We start from the raw sequence: 15,756 nt of genomic DNA on the forward strand, positions 1-15,756 counted from the left end.
TAGAAAGGGTAGGCCCCAGATCCAAGCTTTTCAGTGCGACGAATGGTCGCAGACCGGCTCAGTGCCCGATGGCGAGAGCCGGGTTCGCTTTCAGTCTGTCCAGGGTCTCCGGACGACTGAAGTAATAACCCTGAAAACGTCGACAGCCCATCGCTACCAAGGCGCTGGCCTGGGCCTCCTCTTCAACACCCTCGGCAACCAGCTCCATGTTATGGCTCCGGGCAATGGCAATAATACTCCGGATCATGTTCGCGGCTTTTTCGTCTTCCAGAATGGTGTCAACAAAGCTCTTGTCGATTTTCAACTCGTCAAGCGGCAGCTTTCGCAGAAGACTGAGCGAGGAGTAACCCGTACCGAAATCGTCCATCGAGATCCTTATCCCTTTTTCGCGCAATCGTTCGATCGTTTTCAGCACTTTCTCAAAGTCACTCATGAAAAGGCTCTCGGTGATCTCAAAAACCAGCTCTCCAGGCGACACACGATGCATTGCCAGAACCTCAAGCACTGTTTCAACAAAGTCTGGCTGGCGAAACTGGATAACAGAGATGTTGACAGACAGGTCCACGGAACCACCGACCTCGTTACGAAACAGGCTGTATTCCCGGATACTGGTTTCAAGCACAAAGCGGCCGAGAGCAACCATCAGCCCGCTTTTCTCAGCGACCTCGACAAATTCCGCGGGCGAAACAAAGCCGAGTTCCTCATCCTGCCAGCGAACAAGTGCTTCCAGCCCGACCGCTCTTCCGGTCTCATCTACCTGAGGCTGGTAGACCATATACAGTGTACCCGATGCTAGGCCATACCTGAGACGCTGCTCGACCGACAGCCTGCGAAGATAGGCCATTTCCATCTCGCTGCGGTAAATGCAGACGTCGTTCCGGCTCTGTTTGGCCTCGTACAGCGCAAGATGGGCACTTCGAATCAGCTTGCTGAGGGAATCTCCGTCATTCGGAAAGCAGGCCACACCAATACTCGCCGTCACCTGCAACCTCAGTCGGCCCACCTCGAAGGTGCGGGACAGGTTGCCGGCCAGCGACACACAGGCTTTTTCAACATCGTCGAGATTGGTGTTCGGGGTCAAAATGGCGTACTCGTCGCCACCGAGCCGGGCAAGATCGTCCCGGCTTTCAACCAGTTCGGCGAGCCGACGACCGAACTCCAGAAGGGTTTCATCGCCGGTCTCCAGCCCAAAATGGTCATTGATGCCTTTAAAGTTATCAATGTTGATCACAATGAGGCAGAACGGTTTTCTATCCGGAACCAGGTTGTCGAGGCGGTCCAGCAGCCCATTGCGATTCAACAGCCCGGTCAGATCATCGTGCCGTGACAGGTAGGAAAGCTCCAGACGCCGCTTCTTCTCAGCGTTGTCGATAATCCGGAACCCTTTGTAGAAAACGATTCCGACAACCAGGAACACTAGCAGATACTGCAACAGGGATTGGAGAAACTCCCGGTAAAGCGGAGCGAACCGGGTTTCCGAGATGGACCACAACTGGTAACGGGCGTTGAAGACAGCAGCCGTCAGATAATCCTCACCCTGGCGTCGGGTTCGGATAACCACCGATTCACTGCCCTGCATGACCGCCTCTACGCTCAGACCGAGCGCCTTTTCGAACGCTGCCCGATTCGTCTCCCTCTGATCCATCGGTATCCGGATTTGCGAATACTGTTGCGGGCCAACGCCGTCAGCCGACATGAACTGAACATAGCCATCGGTTTCCCGGAACAGCATTACGGTGTCAGAGTCGTCGTCATGCAGGGTCTTGCCAAAAACCGAACCACGGCCATCAAGCCGCATGCCGGCTGTCATGACGGCAACGACTTCCCCAGTCGGGGACCGTATCGCTTTCCGGATCGGTATAACCCACGCGCCCAGGGCGTCTACGAAATAGGTCCGGCCAACGACCATTGCATCGGAAGACAGTGCTCCCAGAAAACTGTCACGGGTCTCGGGATCGGTTCTCAGATTTGGCAGACTCGACAGATCGAGGTTGGTGCTGACACGAACCAGCGTACCGTCCGGCCTGGCCAACCCGAAGCCCACAAGCATGGGGTTGGCGGCGAGGATGCTGTCGAGCAAGGGGATCTGCCGACTGCCTGACAGGAGATTGTCCTGACGGAGCAACTCTCGGCCAATTACATCGAGAACCAGCTCCTGGGTTCGCAGGATGCTGTCGACTGACTGAGCAACCAACTCGACACGGGCGGTATGGTAAAGCTTCTCGTCTGAAATAAGGCCCTGCCAACGAAAGAACAGAACGGTACTGAGGAGCAACACGCCACCGAGGAGGATAAGAGCGAAGAGTGTCCAAAGATTACGTTTGAGAATCGCCAAAAGCAGTTCCAGAAATTCAGGAGGTTGAACAACGGCTTTACGTCAGTATACGGGAGAGCCTGAAAAGCGCATTACTATTTACCGTTCATTTGTAGGTTGTTAATTCCCATGGAACTAAATGCGTCGATTCGTGACAACAAAGTAATTCCGCGTCCATCAGCGATCAGGGTATCGGGTGTACTATTCTGAAAAGCTGAACCGCAGTCGATCTTACAGGAGTGTGTTTATGAACGTGATGTCTGTACTGAACCAGGTAATGAAGCAGGCCCAGGGTGGCCAGTCCCAGGGTAGTGGCATGGACGTCAACAAAATGATGAACAGCCTTGGCAGTCAACTGAAGGGCAGCCAGGGACCCGGTTCAGGCATCGACGTAAAGAGCCTGCTCGGCGGCGGTGCACTCGGCATGATGCTGGGTTCCAAGCGCGGCCGAAAGATGGGCGGCAAAGCCCTCAAATACGGTGCCCTTGCGGGCGTGGGTGTCCTGGCCTGGAAAGCCTATCAGAACTATCAGACCAACAGTCAGAGCCCGGCGCAACCGGCATTGGCACAGCAGGGCCAGCCACTGGAGCAACTGCAGGGCCAGGCGCAGGAACAACGGGGACTGGAAATACTCCAGGCCATGATCATGGCAGCCCGCGCTGACGGCCACATCGACGCCAACGAGCGCGCGCTGCTTACCCAGGAGATTGAAAAACTGGGGCCAGATGACGAACTTCACGCCTGGATTCAACAGCAGTTCGACGCCCCGCTGGACGCCACGGCCCTGGCACGCAATGCCGACTCGCCCCAGGCCAGCCGGGAAATCTACATCGTCAGCGCGGTAATGATCGACGAACAGAACCCCATGGAGCGGGCTTGGCTGGATCAACTCGCCAGCGCCCTCCAGCTCGACCCGGGTCTTGCCAGGGAACTGGAACACCAGATCCAGAGTGCAACAGCGGGGTAGTCGTCAGGCTTTCTTGACGAACTCGGATTTCAGTTTCATGGCACCAATACCGTCGATCTTGCAGTCGATATCGTGGTCGCCTTCCACCAGACGGATACTCTTTACCTTGGTGCCAACTTTAACCACGGAACTGGAGCCCTTGACCTTCAGATCCTTGATAACAGTCACCGAATCGCCATCCTGAAGTTCATTGCCGTTGGCGTCGCGAACCACCTTCGCGGCGTCAGCCGCGGCAGCTTCCGCCTCAGACCACTCATGCCCGCACTCGGGACAAACCAGTTGAACGCCGTCCTCATAGGTGTACTCGGAACTGCACTGCGGGCATGGCGGAAGCTGCGACATTATCATTTCCTGTTAATTGAATGGGCGCAGGATTATACCATCAACGCCCGGGCGAGACCCTCGCCAGCACCGTCGGATCTTCCGACAGAGGCAGGGCGATAATCGCGCCCTCGTTCGACGATGGGAAAATCCCGGTCAGGCCCGTAATGTTCACCTGATGCGACACCATGATCACCGGTGCCCCGTCCTCCAACTCATTCACCAAAGCAATCGTCTGCCGCGTCTGCGCCGGACCATCGCCACGATTGCGAAAGAAAGAATTCAGCGACGGCCACTCCGTTACCTTCCCCATGTCCATCCCGGTTGCGGTATCCATGCAACGGCACCACTGACTGCTGAACACCCGCGCCTCCGGAATACCATGGTCCGCCAGAAACGGCTTCCACGCCCGAGCCTGCTCACGACCGACGTCGTTCAAATTCCGCTGGGTGCTGCAATCGTTGATATCAAAGTTGCCCGGATCACCGGTTCCAGGCGCCAATGCGTGACGCAGCATCAAAACCGCCCCTCCCTCTCGCAGGGCATTCCAGGCTTCTTCGTTGTTATCGGCAGCAACGGCCGGTAACGAAACCAGAAGGGCTAACAGGCCTGAAAACAGAATTCGGCAAATCATCTCCAACACCTCTCTTAAAGGTTGCTGCGACCGCGGATAAACCACGGATGTCTGAGAGAGGCATTGGGGCCGTCGTTCCAAAAATGTAGAGGGCCAGGGATGGCCCGAAACAAGCGCACATGGATGTGCTCGTAGCGGTTTTTGGAACGACGGCCTCAATGCCTCAACCACTGAAGTCGAACCACACTCCTCAATACGCGGATACCAACTATCAGGCTCATATCAACAAAAGGTAAACTCTGCACAGAACCACGCAAACAGAAGGAAACACCATGCCAATCTGGGTCGACGCCGACGCCTGCCCCGTTCCAATCCGGGAAATCCTCTGCCGCGCCGCCACCCGCTGGCAAATCGACACCACCTTCATCGCCAACCACGCCATCACCCTGCCACCGAGCCCTTACATCAAGCGCCGACAGGTCCCCCAGGGCTTTGATGTGGCCGACAACGAAATTATGGACCAGATGCACGAAGGCGATCTCGTGATCACCCAGGACATCCCCCTGGCCGCCGAAGCCATAGAAAAAGGCGCCGACGTCTTCAATCCCCGCGGCCAGGCCTTCACCAAAGAGAATATTCGCCAGCGCCTGGCAATGCGCAACTTTATGGAAGAAATGCGCAATGCCGGCCAGGTCACCGGAGGCCCCGCCCCTTTCAGCCAGACCGACCGCAAGGAATTCGCCGACAAGCTTGACCGCTGGCTGCAAAGAAACAAACGCAGTTGATAATGATTCTATTTTAAAAGCTGGACAGATCCGCTACCCTTCCCGCCTTATTGTTTGCAGGCTCAACGCGGGCCTGCCTGATTCAAGGGAGAGAAGCGGAGTATGTCCTCACACAGCCACCAAGCCACCAGCAGCTTTGCTGCCCTGGCCCGCCTGCTGAGATACGCCCGGGGATATCGCCGACAGATCATCGCCGCCACCACCTGCTCAATCATCAACAAACTCTTTGATATCGCCCCGGAAATCCTGATCGGTGTTGCCATTGATGTGGTCGTCAACCAGGAAGAGAGCTTTGTGGCTGGCCTCGGCTTCGAAACGGCCCAGGAGCAAATCACCATTCTGGCCGTACTCACCTTTTTCATCTGGGCCGGCGAATCCCTGTTCGAATACCTGTTCCAGATCTTGTGGCGCAACCTCGCCCAGCGTTTGCAATCGGACCTCCGGCAGGATGCCTACGAACATGCCCAGCGCCTGGACATGAGCTTCTTCGAGGCCCGCAGCTCCGGCCAGCTGGTGGCCACCATGAACGACGACGTTAACCAGCTCGAACGCTTCCTCGACGGCGGCGCCAACGCCATGATTCAGGTAGTGGTGACCGTGGTTGCCGTCGGCGCCGTATTCTTCGTGCTCTCGCCGCTCATTGCCCTGCTGGCATTCACCCCCATCCCCCTGATTATCTGGGGCGCCTTCTACTTCCAGCGCAAAGCGGGGCCGCTCTACGCCGACGTTCGTGAAAAAGTGGGCGACCTGTCCAGCCGGCTGGCCAACAATCTGGGCGGCATCGCCACCATCAAGAGCTTTACCGCTGAACAGCGGGAGGCAAAGCGTCTTAAAGAGAGTAGCGAAGCCTACGTGGAGGCCAACCGTCGGGCGATCCGCATCAGCTCTGCATTTATTCCGGTGATCCGGATGGCCATTCTGGCCGGCTTCCTGGCCACCTTTACGGTGGGGGGCATGATGGCCCTTGAGGGCAACCTGAACGTGGGTGCCTATGGCGTTCTGGTCTTTCTTACACAGCGCTTGCTGTGGCCCCTGACCGGCCTTGCCGAGGTGATTGACCTGTTCGAACGGGCCATGGCCAGCACCCGTCGGATTCTGGACCTTCTGGCCGAGCCCGTACACGTGCGTGACGAGGGTGGCAAGGCACTGGCAGAGCCGGTGAAAGGCGATGTTGAGTTGGAAAAAGTAAGCTTTCACTATCGCTCTAGCGGCGCAGGAATCCGGGATATCAGCCTGACCGTGCCAGCTGGCAATACCCTTGCGCTGGTCGGCGCAACCGGTTCCGGCAAATCCACTCTGATCAAGTTGTTGCTGCGGTTCTACGATCCGAGCAACGGCCAAATCCGAATCGATGGACAACCCATTCGGGATCTCAGCTTGCAATCCCTGCGCGGCGCCATTGGGCTGGTGAGCCAGGATGTTTATCTGTTCGAGGGCACCATTCGGGAAAACCTTGCCTATGGAAATCCGGATGCCTCCGATGTCGAGATCATTGATGCAGCGAAAACCGCGGAAGCCTGGTCTTTTATTGAAGCGCTGCCCGAGGGCCTGAACACACCGGTGGGTGAACGGGGCGTTAGACTGTCCGGGGGACAACGCCAGCGACTGTCCCTCGCCCGTGCACTGCTGAAAGACCCGCCGATACTGGTGCTTGATGAAGCCACCAGCGCCGTGGACAACGAAACAGAAGCTGCCATCCAGCGGTCACTGAAACGTATCGGCCATAATCGGACCGTGATCATGATTGCCCATCGGCTCTCCACCATCGTTGATGCCGACACCATCGCGGTCATCGAGGGCGGCAAAGTGCTGGAACAGGGAACTCACAGGGAGCTGCTCGACCAGGACGGCGCCTACGCCAACCAGTGGCGGGTGCAGACCGGGCAAATACAGGCAGCCATTTAACGCAATATATATTGATAATGATTCGCATTTAAATTATTCTGCAGGCCCTCAGCATTCCGGGAGCCTGCATGCCTGTTTTCTTCGACGTTTCCAATCTTGATGTCCGCATTGGCGACACCACCATACTTCAGAACGTGAACCTCGCTTTCGTTGAGGGTGAGGTAACAGCCCTGCTCGGGCATAACGGCTCCGGCAAATCCACCCTGCTCAAGGTGCTTGCCCGCCAGCTTGCCCCCTCAACCGGTAATGTCCGGCTTCTGGGCAAATCATTCCGGAGCACGGGTGCACGGGAATTTGCCCGCAATGTGGGTTATCTGCCCCAGCATACGCCGGGAACCGACGGTTTGACGGTTCGCGAGCTGGTTGCCCTGGGGCGCTACCCCTGGCGCGGACCGCTGGGACGCTATAACGAGGAAGACCACCGGCTGATCACCCGGGCCATTGAGGACACCGGACTCGGCCAGTTCCAGCATCGCTCTGTCGATACGCTCTCCGGTGGTGAACGCCAGCGCGCGTGGATTGCCATGCTGCTGGCCCAGCAAACACGATGCCTGCTGCTGGATGAGCCCATATCCGCCCTGGATGTGAAACATCAGGTGGAAACCCTGCGCCTGGTCCATCGTCTCGCCGAACAGCGGGATCTAACTGTTGTCGTGGTGCTGCACGATGTGGATCTTGCGGCCCGGTTCTGCGACCGTCTGGTCGCCCTGAAATCCGGGCAACTGGTTGCCGATGGCAGCCCCCGGGTAATCATGGATTCCGGCATCCTGGAATCCATATATGGCGTGCCCATGGGCGTGATGGAGCGCGCGCCCGGACAGTGGGTGTCCTATGTCCACTAGGTCTGAACGCTGCTGGCGATACGGCGCGGCGCTGCTGTTAAGTCTGCTGCCGGTCTTTGCCGGCGCTGCAAGCTGGCAGCACGAACAGGGCACCCTGACTCTGGACAAGACTCCGGAACGCGTGATCGCTCTCAACTGGGCCGCCACCGAGGCGCTCTTGTTACTCGGTGTCACGCCCATCGGCGTTGCCGATCGGGATGGCTATAACGTCTGGGTCAGGGAACCGGAACTTCCAGAGGGAGTCGCCAACATCGGCACCCGCGTGGCGCCAAGTCTGGAAGCCATTGCCGAGCTCAAGCCGGATCTGATCGTTACCAGCTCCGAGATGGCGCCCGCGGCCAACCTATTAGAGCGCATTGCGCCCACCTATGTTGTCAGCGTTTACAAGCAGGGCTCCCGACCGTTCGAAAAGGCCAGCAGCATGCTTACAACTCTTGGTGAGATGCTGAACCGGGAGGAACGCGCAAAGGCAGTTCTTAACGACATTGACCAGACCCTGCAGGCTCAGCGCCGTCGTCTGGAGAATGCCGGCCTCACGGACCGACCGGTGGCGCTGGTGAACTTTCTGGACGACCGCCACGTTCGCGTATACGCACCCAACGGCCTTTTCCAGAGCGCCCTGGACGCCCTTGGCCTTGAGAACGCCTGGCCACACTCCGGGAATTACTGGGGATTCTCGGTCGTCGGGCTTGAGGCAATTGCGCCCTACCAGGACAGCCGGATTGTGGTGATTTCTCCGACCCTGCCCGGGTTGTCTGACACCCTGGCCGACAGCCCTTTCTGGACTTATCTGCCTCCGGTTCAACGCAATCAGGTGTACCAGATTGATCCGGTCTGGCCCTTTGGCGGGGTATTCCCGGTCAAGCGACTGGCGACACTACTCGCCGAAGGCCTGCTGGCAGGAGGATCAGACAATGTACGCTGAAACCGCCAACACCCCGGTCGCAAAACCTTCCCTGCCATCAAGACTCCCAGTGGCGGCAGCACTGATCTGGTGGGGCGCATTTCTCGCGAGCGCGGCACCCTGGCTTGGTCAGCTCAACCCGGGCGCTCTCATCGCCGCCTTCTGGACGTTTGAAGGCAGCGATTACGCTTCGGTACTGGCCCATTACAGCTGGGCCCCCCGGGTCGCCGTTGCCGTCCTCATCGGCTTTGGACTTGGTCTCGCCGGCGCGGTTACCCAACAGATCCTTGGTAACCCTCTCGCCTCCCCCACAACCCTGGGCGTGGAGGCAGGCGGCCAGTTCGGAATAACGGTGGCGACCATGTTCTTTCCCGGCCTGCTCGCCTTCAGCCCAGACCTGGTGGCGGTTTCCGGCGGGCTTCTGGCCATCGGACTGGTCATCGCGCTCACCTGGCGCCTGGGCTTTTCACCGGTCACCGTGATACTGGCCGGGCTTGTTGTCACCTTTTTCCTGGGCGCCGTAAACATGGCGTTCCTGTTACTCAAAGGCGAATGGCTGGGGAACCTGTTTATCTGGGGCGCGGGTTCGCTGGTCCAGAATAACTGGCAACCGTTTATGGAGCTGTGGCCCCGAGTATTGGTGTTGGGCGTATTCATGGTCCTGCTGATGCGCCCGCTGCAGGTCATGCAACTGGGGCAGACCTCCGCCCGCTCCCTCGGCGCCAAGGTAGGACTAATTCGCGTGCTGGCGCTGTTTCTGGTGGTTTTGATGAGTGCCACCGTGGTCAGCCGGGTCGGTGTCGTGGCCTTTATCGGTCTTGCGGCACCGGTGCTGGCAAGGCTGCTGGGCGCTCGCACCCTCTCTGAGCGCCTGATCTGGAGCAGTCTTCTGGGCGCGGGTCTGCTGTTGCTGGCAGATACCCTCGCCCATTGGGCATCCACCCGGGGCGACGGATCACTGGTGCCAACCGGCACGACCACCGCTCTGATCGGCGGGCCGATTATCCTGCTCGCCCTGCAGGGTTTGAAGAACACCCATCATATGCCAGGGCAGGATGACAGCCCCGCCGGTTTCCTGCCAAAGAGGCGCTCTATTTTCCTGACTGGTGGGTTCATAGCGGCCCTTCTGCTGGCCACTATCGTAATCTCCATGGGTTGGTCTCCCGGGCTGGAAAAATGGAGCTGGACTCCTATCGCCCAGTGGCACGAGGCGTGGGTATGGCGCGGCCCGAGATTGCTGGCAGCCATTCTTGCCGGTATGGCCCTGGGCCTTGCCGGCACACTGATCCAGCGTATGACAGGCAACCCCATGGCCAGCCCGGAAATGCTCGGCATCAGCGGCGGCGCGGCGGTGGTCATGGTTCTGATCGTACTGTTTGGTGCCGATATTGGGCGCGCTGGACAGCTAGGCGCGGCCACCCTAGGTGCGGCAGCTGCGCTGGGGTTGCTGATCATGCTTGCCCGCAAGCACCGGTTTGCCGGCAACCAACTTCTGCTTGGCGGGCTCGCCCTATACGTGTTCATGGACGCGGGCCTTCGCCTGGTCATGGCTTCCGGTGGCACGGTCGCCTCTCAGCTTCTCAACTGGATGTACGGTTCCACCTGGCTGGTTTCAGAAGTCGAGGCCCTGGGGCTTCTGGCACTCATTGTGCTGATTTCGGCCGGCCTCCTGGTGATTATCCGGCCCCTGAGCATTCTTCCTCTGGGAGACACATCGGCCAGCTCACTGGGCTTGCCGGTGACGAAAGTCCGTCTGATGTTGCTTCTGTTGGCGGCGCTTCTGACCGCTGCGGCCACGGTCGTGATCGGCCCACTGAGCTTTGTGGGTCTTATTGCACCCCACCTGGCAAGAGTTCTGGGTCAGCAGACCGTTGGCCGGCAGCTTATTGTTGCTGCCCTTGCCGGGGGCCTGTTGCTGGGCGTTGCCGACTACCTGTCCAGAATAGTTGTTTATCCCAACCAGCTTCCGGCGGGGCTTTTGGCAGCTCTGGTCGGTGGCCTGTATTTCCTCTGGGGGCTGAGTCGTCATGGCAGAGCCTGAGCGTAACCCGGGGGTCGGTCCCCAGGGACGGGAATACCAACGTCTGTTGGGTCAGTCAGGGCTGGATGGTGAATCAGTTCTTAATGAGGCTCTCCAAACGACGGCAGGTTCGCGAAGCGGTCTCTTCTCGCTGGCCCAGTGCCTGGAGCAACCGTCGCTACTGCTCCGCCAGGCTGGCATCGAATACCCTGACAACGCCGGACCCCGGACCCTGCGCGCGTATATTTCTGTGCTGCAGCAGGATCTGGCGCTCAGCGTGATTGCGCCGCTGACCCTGAGGCTGTTCCGCGACGGCCACGCGTCTTTACCGGATGCCAAACGAATATTCCTGGCTCCGGCGGACCACCCGAAACAAACCGTATCCCGTTGGTTTCAGCTGCCGGGCGGCGAGGATGTTGATGAAGAAACGTTTGTCAGGTCGGCAGGAGTTGTGACCGCTGAGTGGTACCCTGTCTTCCGGCGACAGCTGGGAGTCAGCCCTGGCGCCTACTGGAGCAGTATAGGTCTTGGATTGGGGGCGCCGTTCTCAGCCTTGTGGAACCGGGTCGAACCGCAAGCGCTTTGCCAATTGGCGCAAGGCTGGCTGGAGCAATTTCAAAACGATGCAAACCAGTTTATAGACTGGATTCCTGCGGTGTTCGGTGAGCAGGCCACGGCAATCCCCCAGCGAAAGGGGTGTTGCCTGAAATACCTGCTGCCGGAGAGCGGTTACTGCGGTACCTGTGGCATACATCGCAAGGAACGATTCGCCGCTCTCATGCCCCAAGAGCGGACGACAACACCAGGCCAATGGCAGCCAGGCCAATAAGCGCACCGGCCCCTGCTGCCAGTTTCAACCCTTCGATCATTTCCTGTTCGGGTGCCATTCCCTTTTCTCCCGTTTGAGGTGAACCCAGTGGCCTTTACTTTATTGCGAATCATTATTATTTGCAACATGAGGCCACTGATCTGTAATCCAAAGGAAGCCCTATACTCCCGGTAGTGGGACACGCTTCGGCGAAGCCCGCTTTAGCTGCTACTCTGAATGTTCACACGGCACCGGTAGGAACGGAGGCTCCAATGGGTATACTCAAACATCTTGTACTGACAGGCACTTTAATGCTGGTTGCCGTTACGAGCATGGCAAACCCGACCTTTTCCTCCGACAAAACCGATTTCCGGCTCGAGACCATTGCACAAGGTCTCGAGCATCCCTGGAGTCTGGCGTTCCTGCCGGATGGCTCCATGCTGGTGACGGAGCGGGAAGGGCGGCTGCGAATCATCCGTAACGGCGCGCTGTTGAGTACCTCTATCAGCGGGCTACCAGAGCTCGTTGTCTTCGGCCAGGGCGGGCTGCTGGACGTGATTCTGCACCCGGATTTTAAACAGAATCAGATTCTGTTCCTGAGTTACGCCCACCGAAATCGCGACGGTACGACTACCCGGGTGGCTCGCGCTCGGTTGAACGAAGACAGCCTCTCGAACGTGGAAGTAATCTTTGAAGCACTCCCCCGCTCCAACGGAGGGCGCCACTTTGCCGGCCGTATGGAATTTGATCGTGACGGCAACCTCTACGTTGCGGTCGGCGACCGTGGAGACATGGACCGGGCCCAGGACAATGGTGATGATGCCGGTGGCGTTCACCGGATTACGACTGACGGCGGTCCCGCGCCCGGCAATCCTTTCCTCGAAACCAGCGGCGTTAACGATACCTTCTATACAACCGGTAACCGCAATATCCAGGGCATGACAATCCATCCGGAAACGGGCGAAATATGGAGCCACGAACATGGGCCCCGGGGTGGCGACGAAATCAACATCATCCGGGCAGGAACCGATTACGGATGGCCGACCATCACCTTCGGCATCGACTATTCTGGCCTGCCCATCACTGACGAGACCGAAAAAGAAGGCATGGCCCAGCCACTTCATTACTGGGATCCGTCCATTGCGCCATCTGGCATGGCGTTTTATACCGGTGACCTGTTCCCGGAATGGCAGGGGGATCTGTTTGTGGGGGCGCTAAAAATGCGCAAGCTGGTTCGCCTGCGCATTCAGGATGGGAAAGTGACGGAAGAGGAAGATCTACTGACCGATCTCGGCGAGCGTATTCGTGACGTACGCATGGGCCCTGACGGCGCCCTGTGGTTACTGACAGATTCACCAAGGGGCAAGGTCTATCGGATGGTACCGCTTCAGTGAGGGTCGTTGGTTCGTTCAGTCTTTTCGAACTGTGGCAGCTCGTCGGTAATCTCGAACCAGTCGGATTTTGAGCCGACAAAAACGTGCTGGGCAGCCCCTTTCCCCAGGGGCTCGTTGATCCAGCCTACCCGCAGCCGAAGAATCCCGGGAATGGCATCAACACGACTGTAAAGCTGGCTGCCGCAACGGCTGCAGAAGCCCCGGTATTTGCCGGGGCGAGATTCGAACTCGGTAATCCTGTCTTCGCCTGATACGAACCGGAACCGCACCTTTTGCACCGGAGCGCTGGCCGAGAACGCGCTGCCGTGGGCACGCCGGCACTGGCTGCAATGGCACAGGGCCACCGGGCCAAGAGTGCCATCGTATTCAAAACTGATATCGCCACACAGGCAACGACCGGTGTACATGGGACGGGCCTCACTGGTTCGGTCCACGGATTGATTCAGGCGCGATGATACCGGGCGGCCACTTGAAGAACCAGTGTGCCGGCACCACTTTAAGAACACACCATTCGCTAAGGAGGACATTATGTCATTCAGCGCACTTCCGAAGATCGGCATGGGAACTTTCCGGCTCAAGGGCAACGACGCCCGTGATGCCGTCAAGAGCGCCCTGTCCCTGGGCTACCGCCATATCGATACTGCCCAGATGTATGGAAACGAAGCGGAAGTTGGTGATGGCATTACCTCCAGTGGTATTCCGCGTAGGGAAATTTTCCTGACCACCAAAATCTGGCACGACCAGCTGCACGCCAGTGACCTGATCAACAGCCTCCGTGACAGTCTCGCACGGCTCAAGACCGACCATGTGGATCTGGCGCTGATCCACTGGCCATCGCCCGATGACGAAGTGCCCATGAAGGAGTATCTGGGTGCCTTGAGGGATGCCCAGCGCGAGGGCCTGGCAGAGCACATCGGCATTTCCAACTTCACTTGCGCTCAGATGGATGAGGCGAAAGAGATTCTGGGCGACACGCCCATTTTCACCAATCAGGTCGAAGTGCACCCCTTCCTGGCGAACCGAAAGGTTGTGGAGCATGCGCAGAAGCTTGGCATAACCGTAACCGGCTATATGCCGCTGGCAGTCGGTAAAGTGATGGAGGACGAAACACTGCAGCGCATTGCCGCTGAGCGAAACCTGACGCCGGCCCAGGTGGCTATTGCCTGGGTGGCATCGAGAGGCGTTGTGCCGATCCCCTCCTCAACACGGCCCGGCCACCAGAAGGCTAACCTGGAGGCGCTGGTCATTGAGTTGAGCAAGGAAGAAATCCGCGCGATTGATGAGCTGGACCGCAACGAACGCATCGCTAATCCGGGCTTTGCGCCGGCCTGGGACTGAGCCAGAATCCGGCTCCAACCAGCGTGAGAGTCGCCACCGGGGTAAGCAGCAACCACCAGGTCTGAAGCACCCACAGGATGGCGGCGCTGAACAGACTCCACAACACCAGCAGCGGCAGGTATAGGAAGCGCCAGGTCCTGGTCATGAGGGCCAGCGCCAGCGCTCCAGCCGCTGCGGTCGTGCCGGGCGCTATGCCAAACAGTGCGACAGCCTCCCACTGGCCGGAATCAACGATTGCCAACCAGGGCAACCCACAGACTGCAATCAGCCAGAGTAATGCGAATCTCCCAGCCGGAAGCCCGCTGTTATGAACGCCACCTGAAAATACAGCAGCCGCAAGCAACGCGCCCTGGGCCACGAAGGCCCAGCCAAACCAGGCCGCCGGCCAGTTAATGGGGCCGAAATAGCCCACCAGAAACCCGTAACCGCTGACAATCCAGGCAAGCGACATCAGGCCGACGGCCAAACGCCGTGCCGCCCTGCTCTGTCTGGAGATCAGCACGGGTATAAAAATGGCCATCACCACCGCCAGCAACTGCCAGGGCCATAGATCCTGGTTGATCCGGACAAACAGCCGCAGAAACACCTGCGGCCCGAACATCACAAAATCCTGTAGCGAGTAGCTCAGCCAGTCAGCCCCATTCACAGCGACCTCACGTAACCCGCCATCCGCTGGCGCTGATCGGCATCAGGCAATGTACCGTACATCGCGCCCATGTTTTCCTTCATGTGCTCGACCTTACTGGTCGCCGGAATCGCACAGGTCACCGCCGGATGGGAAATAATGTATTTCAGGAAAAACTCCGCCCAGTTGCCAACACCGGCCTCCCCGGCCCAATCGGGCAGTGGCTCCGACTGGAACCGACGGAACAGCGAACCACCCTGGAATGGACGATTGACGATCACCCCGATTCCGCGCTCCCGGGCCAATGGCAGCAACCGGTCCTCAACCTCCCGGTCCAGAACGTTGTAGGTCAGCTGCACAAAATCCAGAGGCTCCCGCTCCATGATCTGCGCGAATTCCCGATGCCGGCGACCATGGGATGTGGTGATGCCGATATACCGAACCTCACCGTTCGCCTTCATCTGCTTGAGCGTTTCAAGATGCCCCTGCCACCCCAACAGATTGTGCACCTGCAACAAATCGAACCGATCAACACCCCAACGCCTGCTCGAACGCGCCGCCTCCGCCCGGGTTTCTGATTCATCGCCGGTCCAGATCTTGGTAGCTGCAAAAATCCGGTCGTGGCCGTCCAGAGCGTTCAGCGCCTCGCCCATGACATCTGCAGCGCTGCCATACATCGGCGAGCCATCGACCACCGTGCCGCCGAGCTCGAAAAAGGTTTTCAGAACCTCAGTCCGTTGCGCGATCAGCTGTTCATCGCCGCCAACATTGAAGGTGATCCAGGTACCCATGCCGATGGCAGGGATGGATTCGTCTGTGCCGGGAATCCGGCGCATGATGGGAGATGAAGATGGAGTTTTCGAGGTGTTTGCGAACAAAACCGGAGACTTCAAAGCGAGCCCGGCAAGCCCCGCAGTGATTAGAAACTGTCTTCTACTGAACCAGTCAGCCATGCCTGC

Annotated in this window: 15 protein-coding genes; 9 read left to right on the plus strand and 6 right to left on the minus strand. The window is 58.6% G+C overall.

Annotated features, from left to right (window positions below; genetic code table 11):
• Positions 1-58 precede the first annotated feature (58 nt).
• The gene (locus tag CFB02_RS09895; RefSeq protein ID WP_088557877.1) at positions 59-2,335 is read right to left on the minus strand and encodes a putative bifunctional diguanylate cyclase/phosphodiesterase; all 2,277 of its coding nucleotides are present in this window, start codon (positions 2,333-2,335) and stop codon (positions 59-61) included.
• A gap of 226 nt (positions 2,336-2,561) precedes the next feature.
• Between CFB02_RS09895 and CFB02_RS09900 the strand changes: the two genes are divergently transcribed.
• Complete coding sequence (locus CFB02_RS09900; protein ID WP_088557878.1) at positions 2,562-3,281, plus strand: tellurite resistance TerB family protein; 720 nt, start codon at positions 2,562-2,564, stop codon at positions 3,279-3,281.
• Between the two features lie 3 nt (positions 3,282-3,284).
• On the opposite strand, the gene CFB02_RS09905 is transcribed toward CFB02_RS09900, so the two are convergent.
• Together CFB02_RS09905 and CFB02_RS09910 are read right to left on the minus strand one after the other, a co-directional pair.
• On the minus strand, positions 3,285-3,623 hold the full coding sequence (locus CFB02_RS09905; RefSeq protein ID WP_008176055.1) for a zinc ribbon domain-containing protein YjdM: 339 nt from the start codon (positions 3,621-3,623) through the stop codon (positions 3,285-3,287).
• A gap of 40 nt (positions 3,624-3,663) precedes the next feature.
• Positions 3,664-4,236, minus strand: a complete 573-nt coding sequence (locus CFB02_RS09910) for a histidine phosphatase family protein (protein ID WP_088557879.1) — start codon at positions 4,234-4,236, stop codon at positions 3,664-3,666.
• 272 nt (positions 4,237-4,508) lie between these two features.
• Here CFB02_RS09910 and CFB02_RS09915 point away from each other — a divergent pair, with 272 nt between their 5' ends.
• The 7 genes from CFB02_RS09915 to CFB02_RS09945 all read left to right on the plus strand — a co-directional run bounded on the left by CFB02_RS09915 (position 4,509) and on the right by CFB02_RS09945 (position 12,834).
• Positions 4,509-4,961 carry a YaiI/YqxD family protein gene (locus tag CFB02_RS09915; RefSeq protein ID WP_062785464.1) on the plus strand — a complete coding sequence of 151 codons (453 nt, stop codon included), beginning with the start codon at positions 4,509-4,511 and terminating at the stop codon, positions 4,959-4,961.
• 102 nt (positions 4,962-5,063) lie between these two features.
• Positions 5,064-6,866 (plus strand): ABC transporter ATP-binding protein, encoded by a 1,803-nt coding sequence (locus CFB02_RS09920; protein WP_088557880.1) that lies wholly within the window; start codon positions 5,064-5,066, stop codon positions 6,864-6,866.
• 68 nt (positions 6,867-6,934) lie between these two features.
• Positions 6,935-7,708 (plus strand): ABC transporter ATP-binding protein, encoded by a 774-nt coding sequence (locus tag CFB02_RS09925; protein WP_088557881.1) that lies wholly within the window; start codon positions 6,935-6,937, stop codon positions 7,706-7,708.
• Positions 7,698-8,633 (plus strand): ABC transporter substrate-binding protein, encoded by a 936-nt coding sequence (locus CFB02_RS09930; protein WP_088557882.1) that lies wholly within the window; start codon positions 7,698-7,700, stop codon positions 8,631-8,633. The genes CFB02_RS09925 and CFB02_RS09930 overlap by 11 nt, the downstream gene beginning before the upstream one ends.
• Entirely contained in the window at positions 8,623-10,653 is a 2,031-nt protein-coding gene (fhuB, locus tag CFB02_RS09935; protein ID WP_088557883.1) for a Fe(3+)-hydroxamate ABC transporter permease FhuB, read from the plus strand. The genes CFB02_RS09930 and fhuB overlap by 11 nt, the downstream gene beginning before the upstream one ends.
• The gene (locus CFB02_RS09940; RefSeq protein WP_088557884.1) at positions 10,640-11,461 is read left to right on the plus strand and encodes a (2Fe-2S)-binding protein; all 822 of its coding nucleotides are present in this window, start codon (positions 10,640-10,642) and stop codon (positions 11,459-11,461) included. Before fhuB ends, CFB02_RS09940 begins: the two co-directional genes overlap by 14 nt.
• A 251-nt stretch (positions 11,462-11,712) precedes the next feature.
• Entirely contained in the window at positions 11,713-12,834 is a 1,122-nt protein-coding gene (locus CFB02_RS09945) for a PQQ-dependent sugar dehydrogenase (protein ID WP_088557885.1), read from the plus strand.
• Here CFB02_RS09945 and CFB02_RS09950 read toward each other — a convergent pair.
• Positions 12,828-13,241: a GFA family protein gene (locus CFB02_RS09950; RefSeq protein ID WP_088559212.1), complete on the minus strand. Its 414-nt coding sequence runs from the start codon at positions 13,239-13,241 to the stop codon at positions 12,828-12,830. The two genes, CFB02_RS09945 and CFB02_RS09950, sit on opposite strands and share 7 nt — an antisense overlap.
• 121 nt (positions 13,242-13,362) lie before the next feature.
• Here CFB02_RS09950 and dkgB point away from each other — a divergent pair, with 121 nt between their 5' ends.
• The gene (dkgB, locus tag CFB02_RS09955; protein ID WP_088557886.1) at positions 13,363-14,172 is read left to right on the plus strand and encodes a 2,5-didehydrogluconate reductase DkgB; all 810 of its coding nucleotides are present in this window, start codon (positions 13,363-13,365) and stop codon (positions 14,170-14,172) included.
• On the opposite strand, the gene CFB02_RS09960 is transcribed toward dkgB, so the two are convergent.
• Positions 14,141-14,818 carry a DUF6064 family protein gene (locus CFB02_RS09960; RefSeq protein ID WP_157677810.1) on the minus strand — a complete coding sequence of 226 codons (678 nt, stop codon included), beginning with the start codon at positions 14,816-14,818 and terminating at the stop codon, positions 14,141-14,143. The two genes, dkgB and CFB02_RS09960, sit on opposite strands and share 32 nt — an antisense overlap.
• Positions 14,815-15,750, minus strand: coding sequence for an aldo/keto reductase (locus CFB02_RS09965; protein WP_227519177.1), 936 nt, complete (start codon positions 15,748-15,750; stop codon positions 14,815-14,817). The genes CFB02_RS09960 and CFB02_RS09965 overlap by 4 nt, the downstream gene beginning before the upstream one ends.
• Positions 15,751-15,756 lie beyond the last annotated feature (6 nt).

The organism is Marinobacter sp. es.042 (assembly GCF_900188315.1).
In the GTDB taxonomy this organism is placed as follows: domain Bacteria; phylum Pseudomonadota; class Gammaproteobacteria; order Pseudomonadales; family Oleiphilaceae; genus Marinobacter.

What these genes read in the sequence shown, in the direction of transcription:
- CFB02_RS09900 (WP_088557878.1), top strand. Translation starts at nt 2,562, where the DNA reads ATGAACGTGATGTCTGTACTGAACCAGGTAATGAAGCAGGCCCAGGGT.
- CFB02_RS09905 (WP_008176055.1), bottom strand. Translation starts at nt 3,623, where the DNA reads ATGTCGCAGCTTCCGCCATGCCCGCAGTGCAGTTCCGAGTACACCTAT.
- CFB02_RS09910 (WP_088557879.1), bottom strand. Translation starts at nt 4,236, where the DNA reads ATGATTTGCCGAATTCTGTTTTCAGGCCTGTTAGCCCTTCTGGTTTCG.
- CFB02_RS09915 (WP_062785464.1), top strand. Translation starts at nt 4,509, where the DNA reads ATGCCAATCTGGGTCGACGCCGACGCCTGCCCCGTTCCAATCCGGGAA.
- CFB02_RS09920 (WP_088557880.1), top strand. Translation starts at nt 5,064, where the DNA reads ATGTCCTCACACAGCCACCAAGCCACCAGCAGCTTTGCTGCCCTGGCC.
- CFB02_RS09925 (WP_088557881.1), top strand. Translation starts at nt 6,935, where the DNA reads ATGCCTGTTTTCTTCGACGTTTCCAATCTTGATGTCCGCATTGGCGAC.
- CFB02_RS09930 (WP_088557882.1), top strand. Translation starts at nt 7,698, where the DNA reads ATGTCCACTAGGTCTGAACGCTGCTGGCGATACGGCGCGGCGCTGCTG.
- fhuB (WP_088557883.1), top strand. Translation starts at nt 8,623, where the DNA reads ATGTACGCTGAAACCGCCAACACCCCGGTCGCAAAACCTTCCCTGCCA.
- CFB02_RS09940 (WP_088557884.1), top strand. Translation starts at nt 10,640, where the DNA reads ATGGCAGAGCCTGAGCGTAACCCGGGGGTCGGTCCCCAGGGACGGGAA.
- CFB02_RS09945 (WP_088557885.1), top strand. Translation starts at nt 11,713, where the DNA reads ATGGGTATACTCAAACATCTTGTACTGACAGGCACTTTAATGCTGGTT.
- CFB02_RS09950 (WP_088559212.1), bottom strand. Translation starts at nt 13,241, where the DNA reads ATGTACACCGGTCGTTGCCTGTGTGGCGATATCAGTTTTGAATACGAT.
- dkgB (WP_088557886.1), top strand. Translation starts at nt 13,363, where the DNA reads ATGTCATTCAGCGCACTTCCGAAGATCGGCATGGGAACTTTCCGGCTC.
- CFB02_RS09965 (WP_227519177.1), bottom strand. Translation starts at nt 15,750, where the DNA reads ATGGCTGACTGGTTCAGTAGAAGACAGTTTCTAATCACTGCGGGGCTT.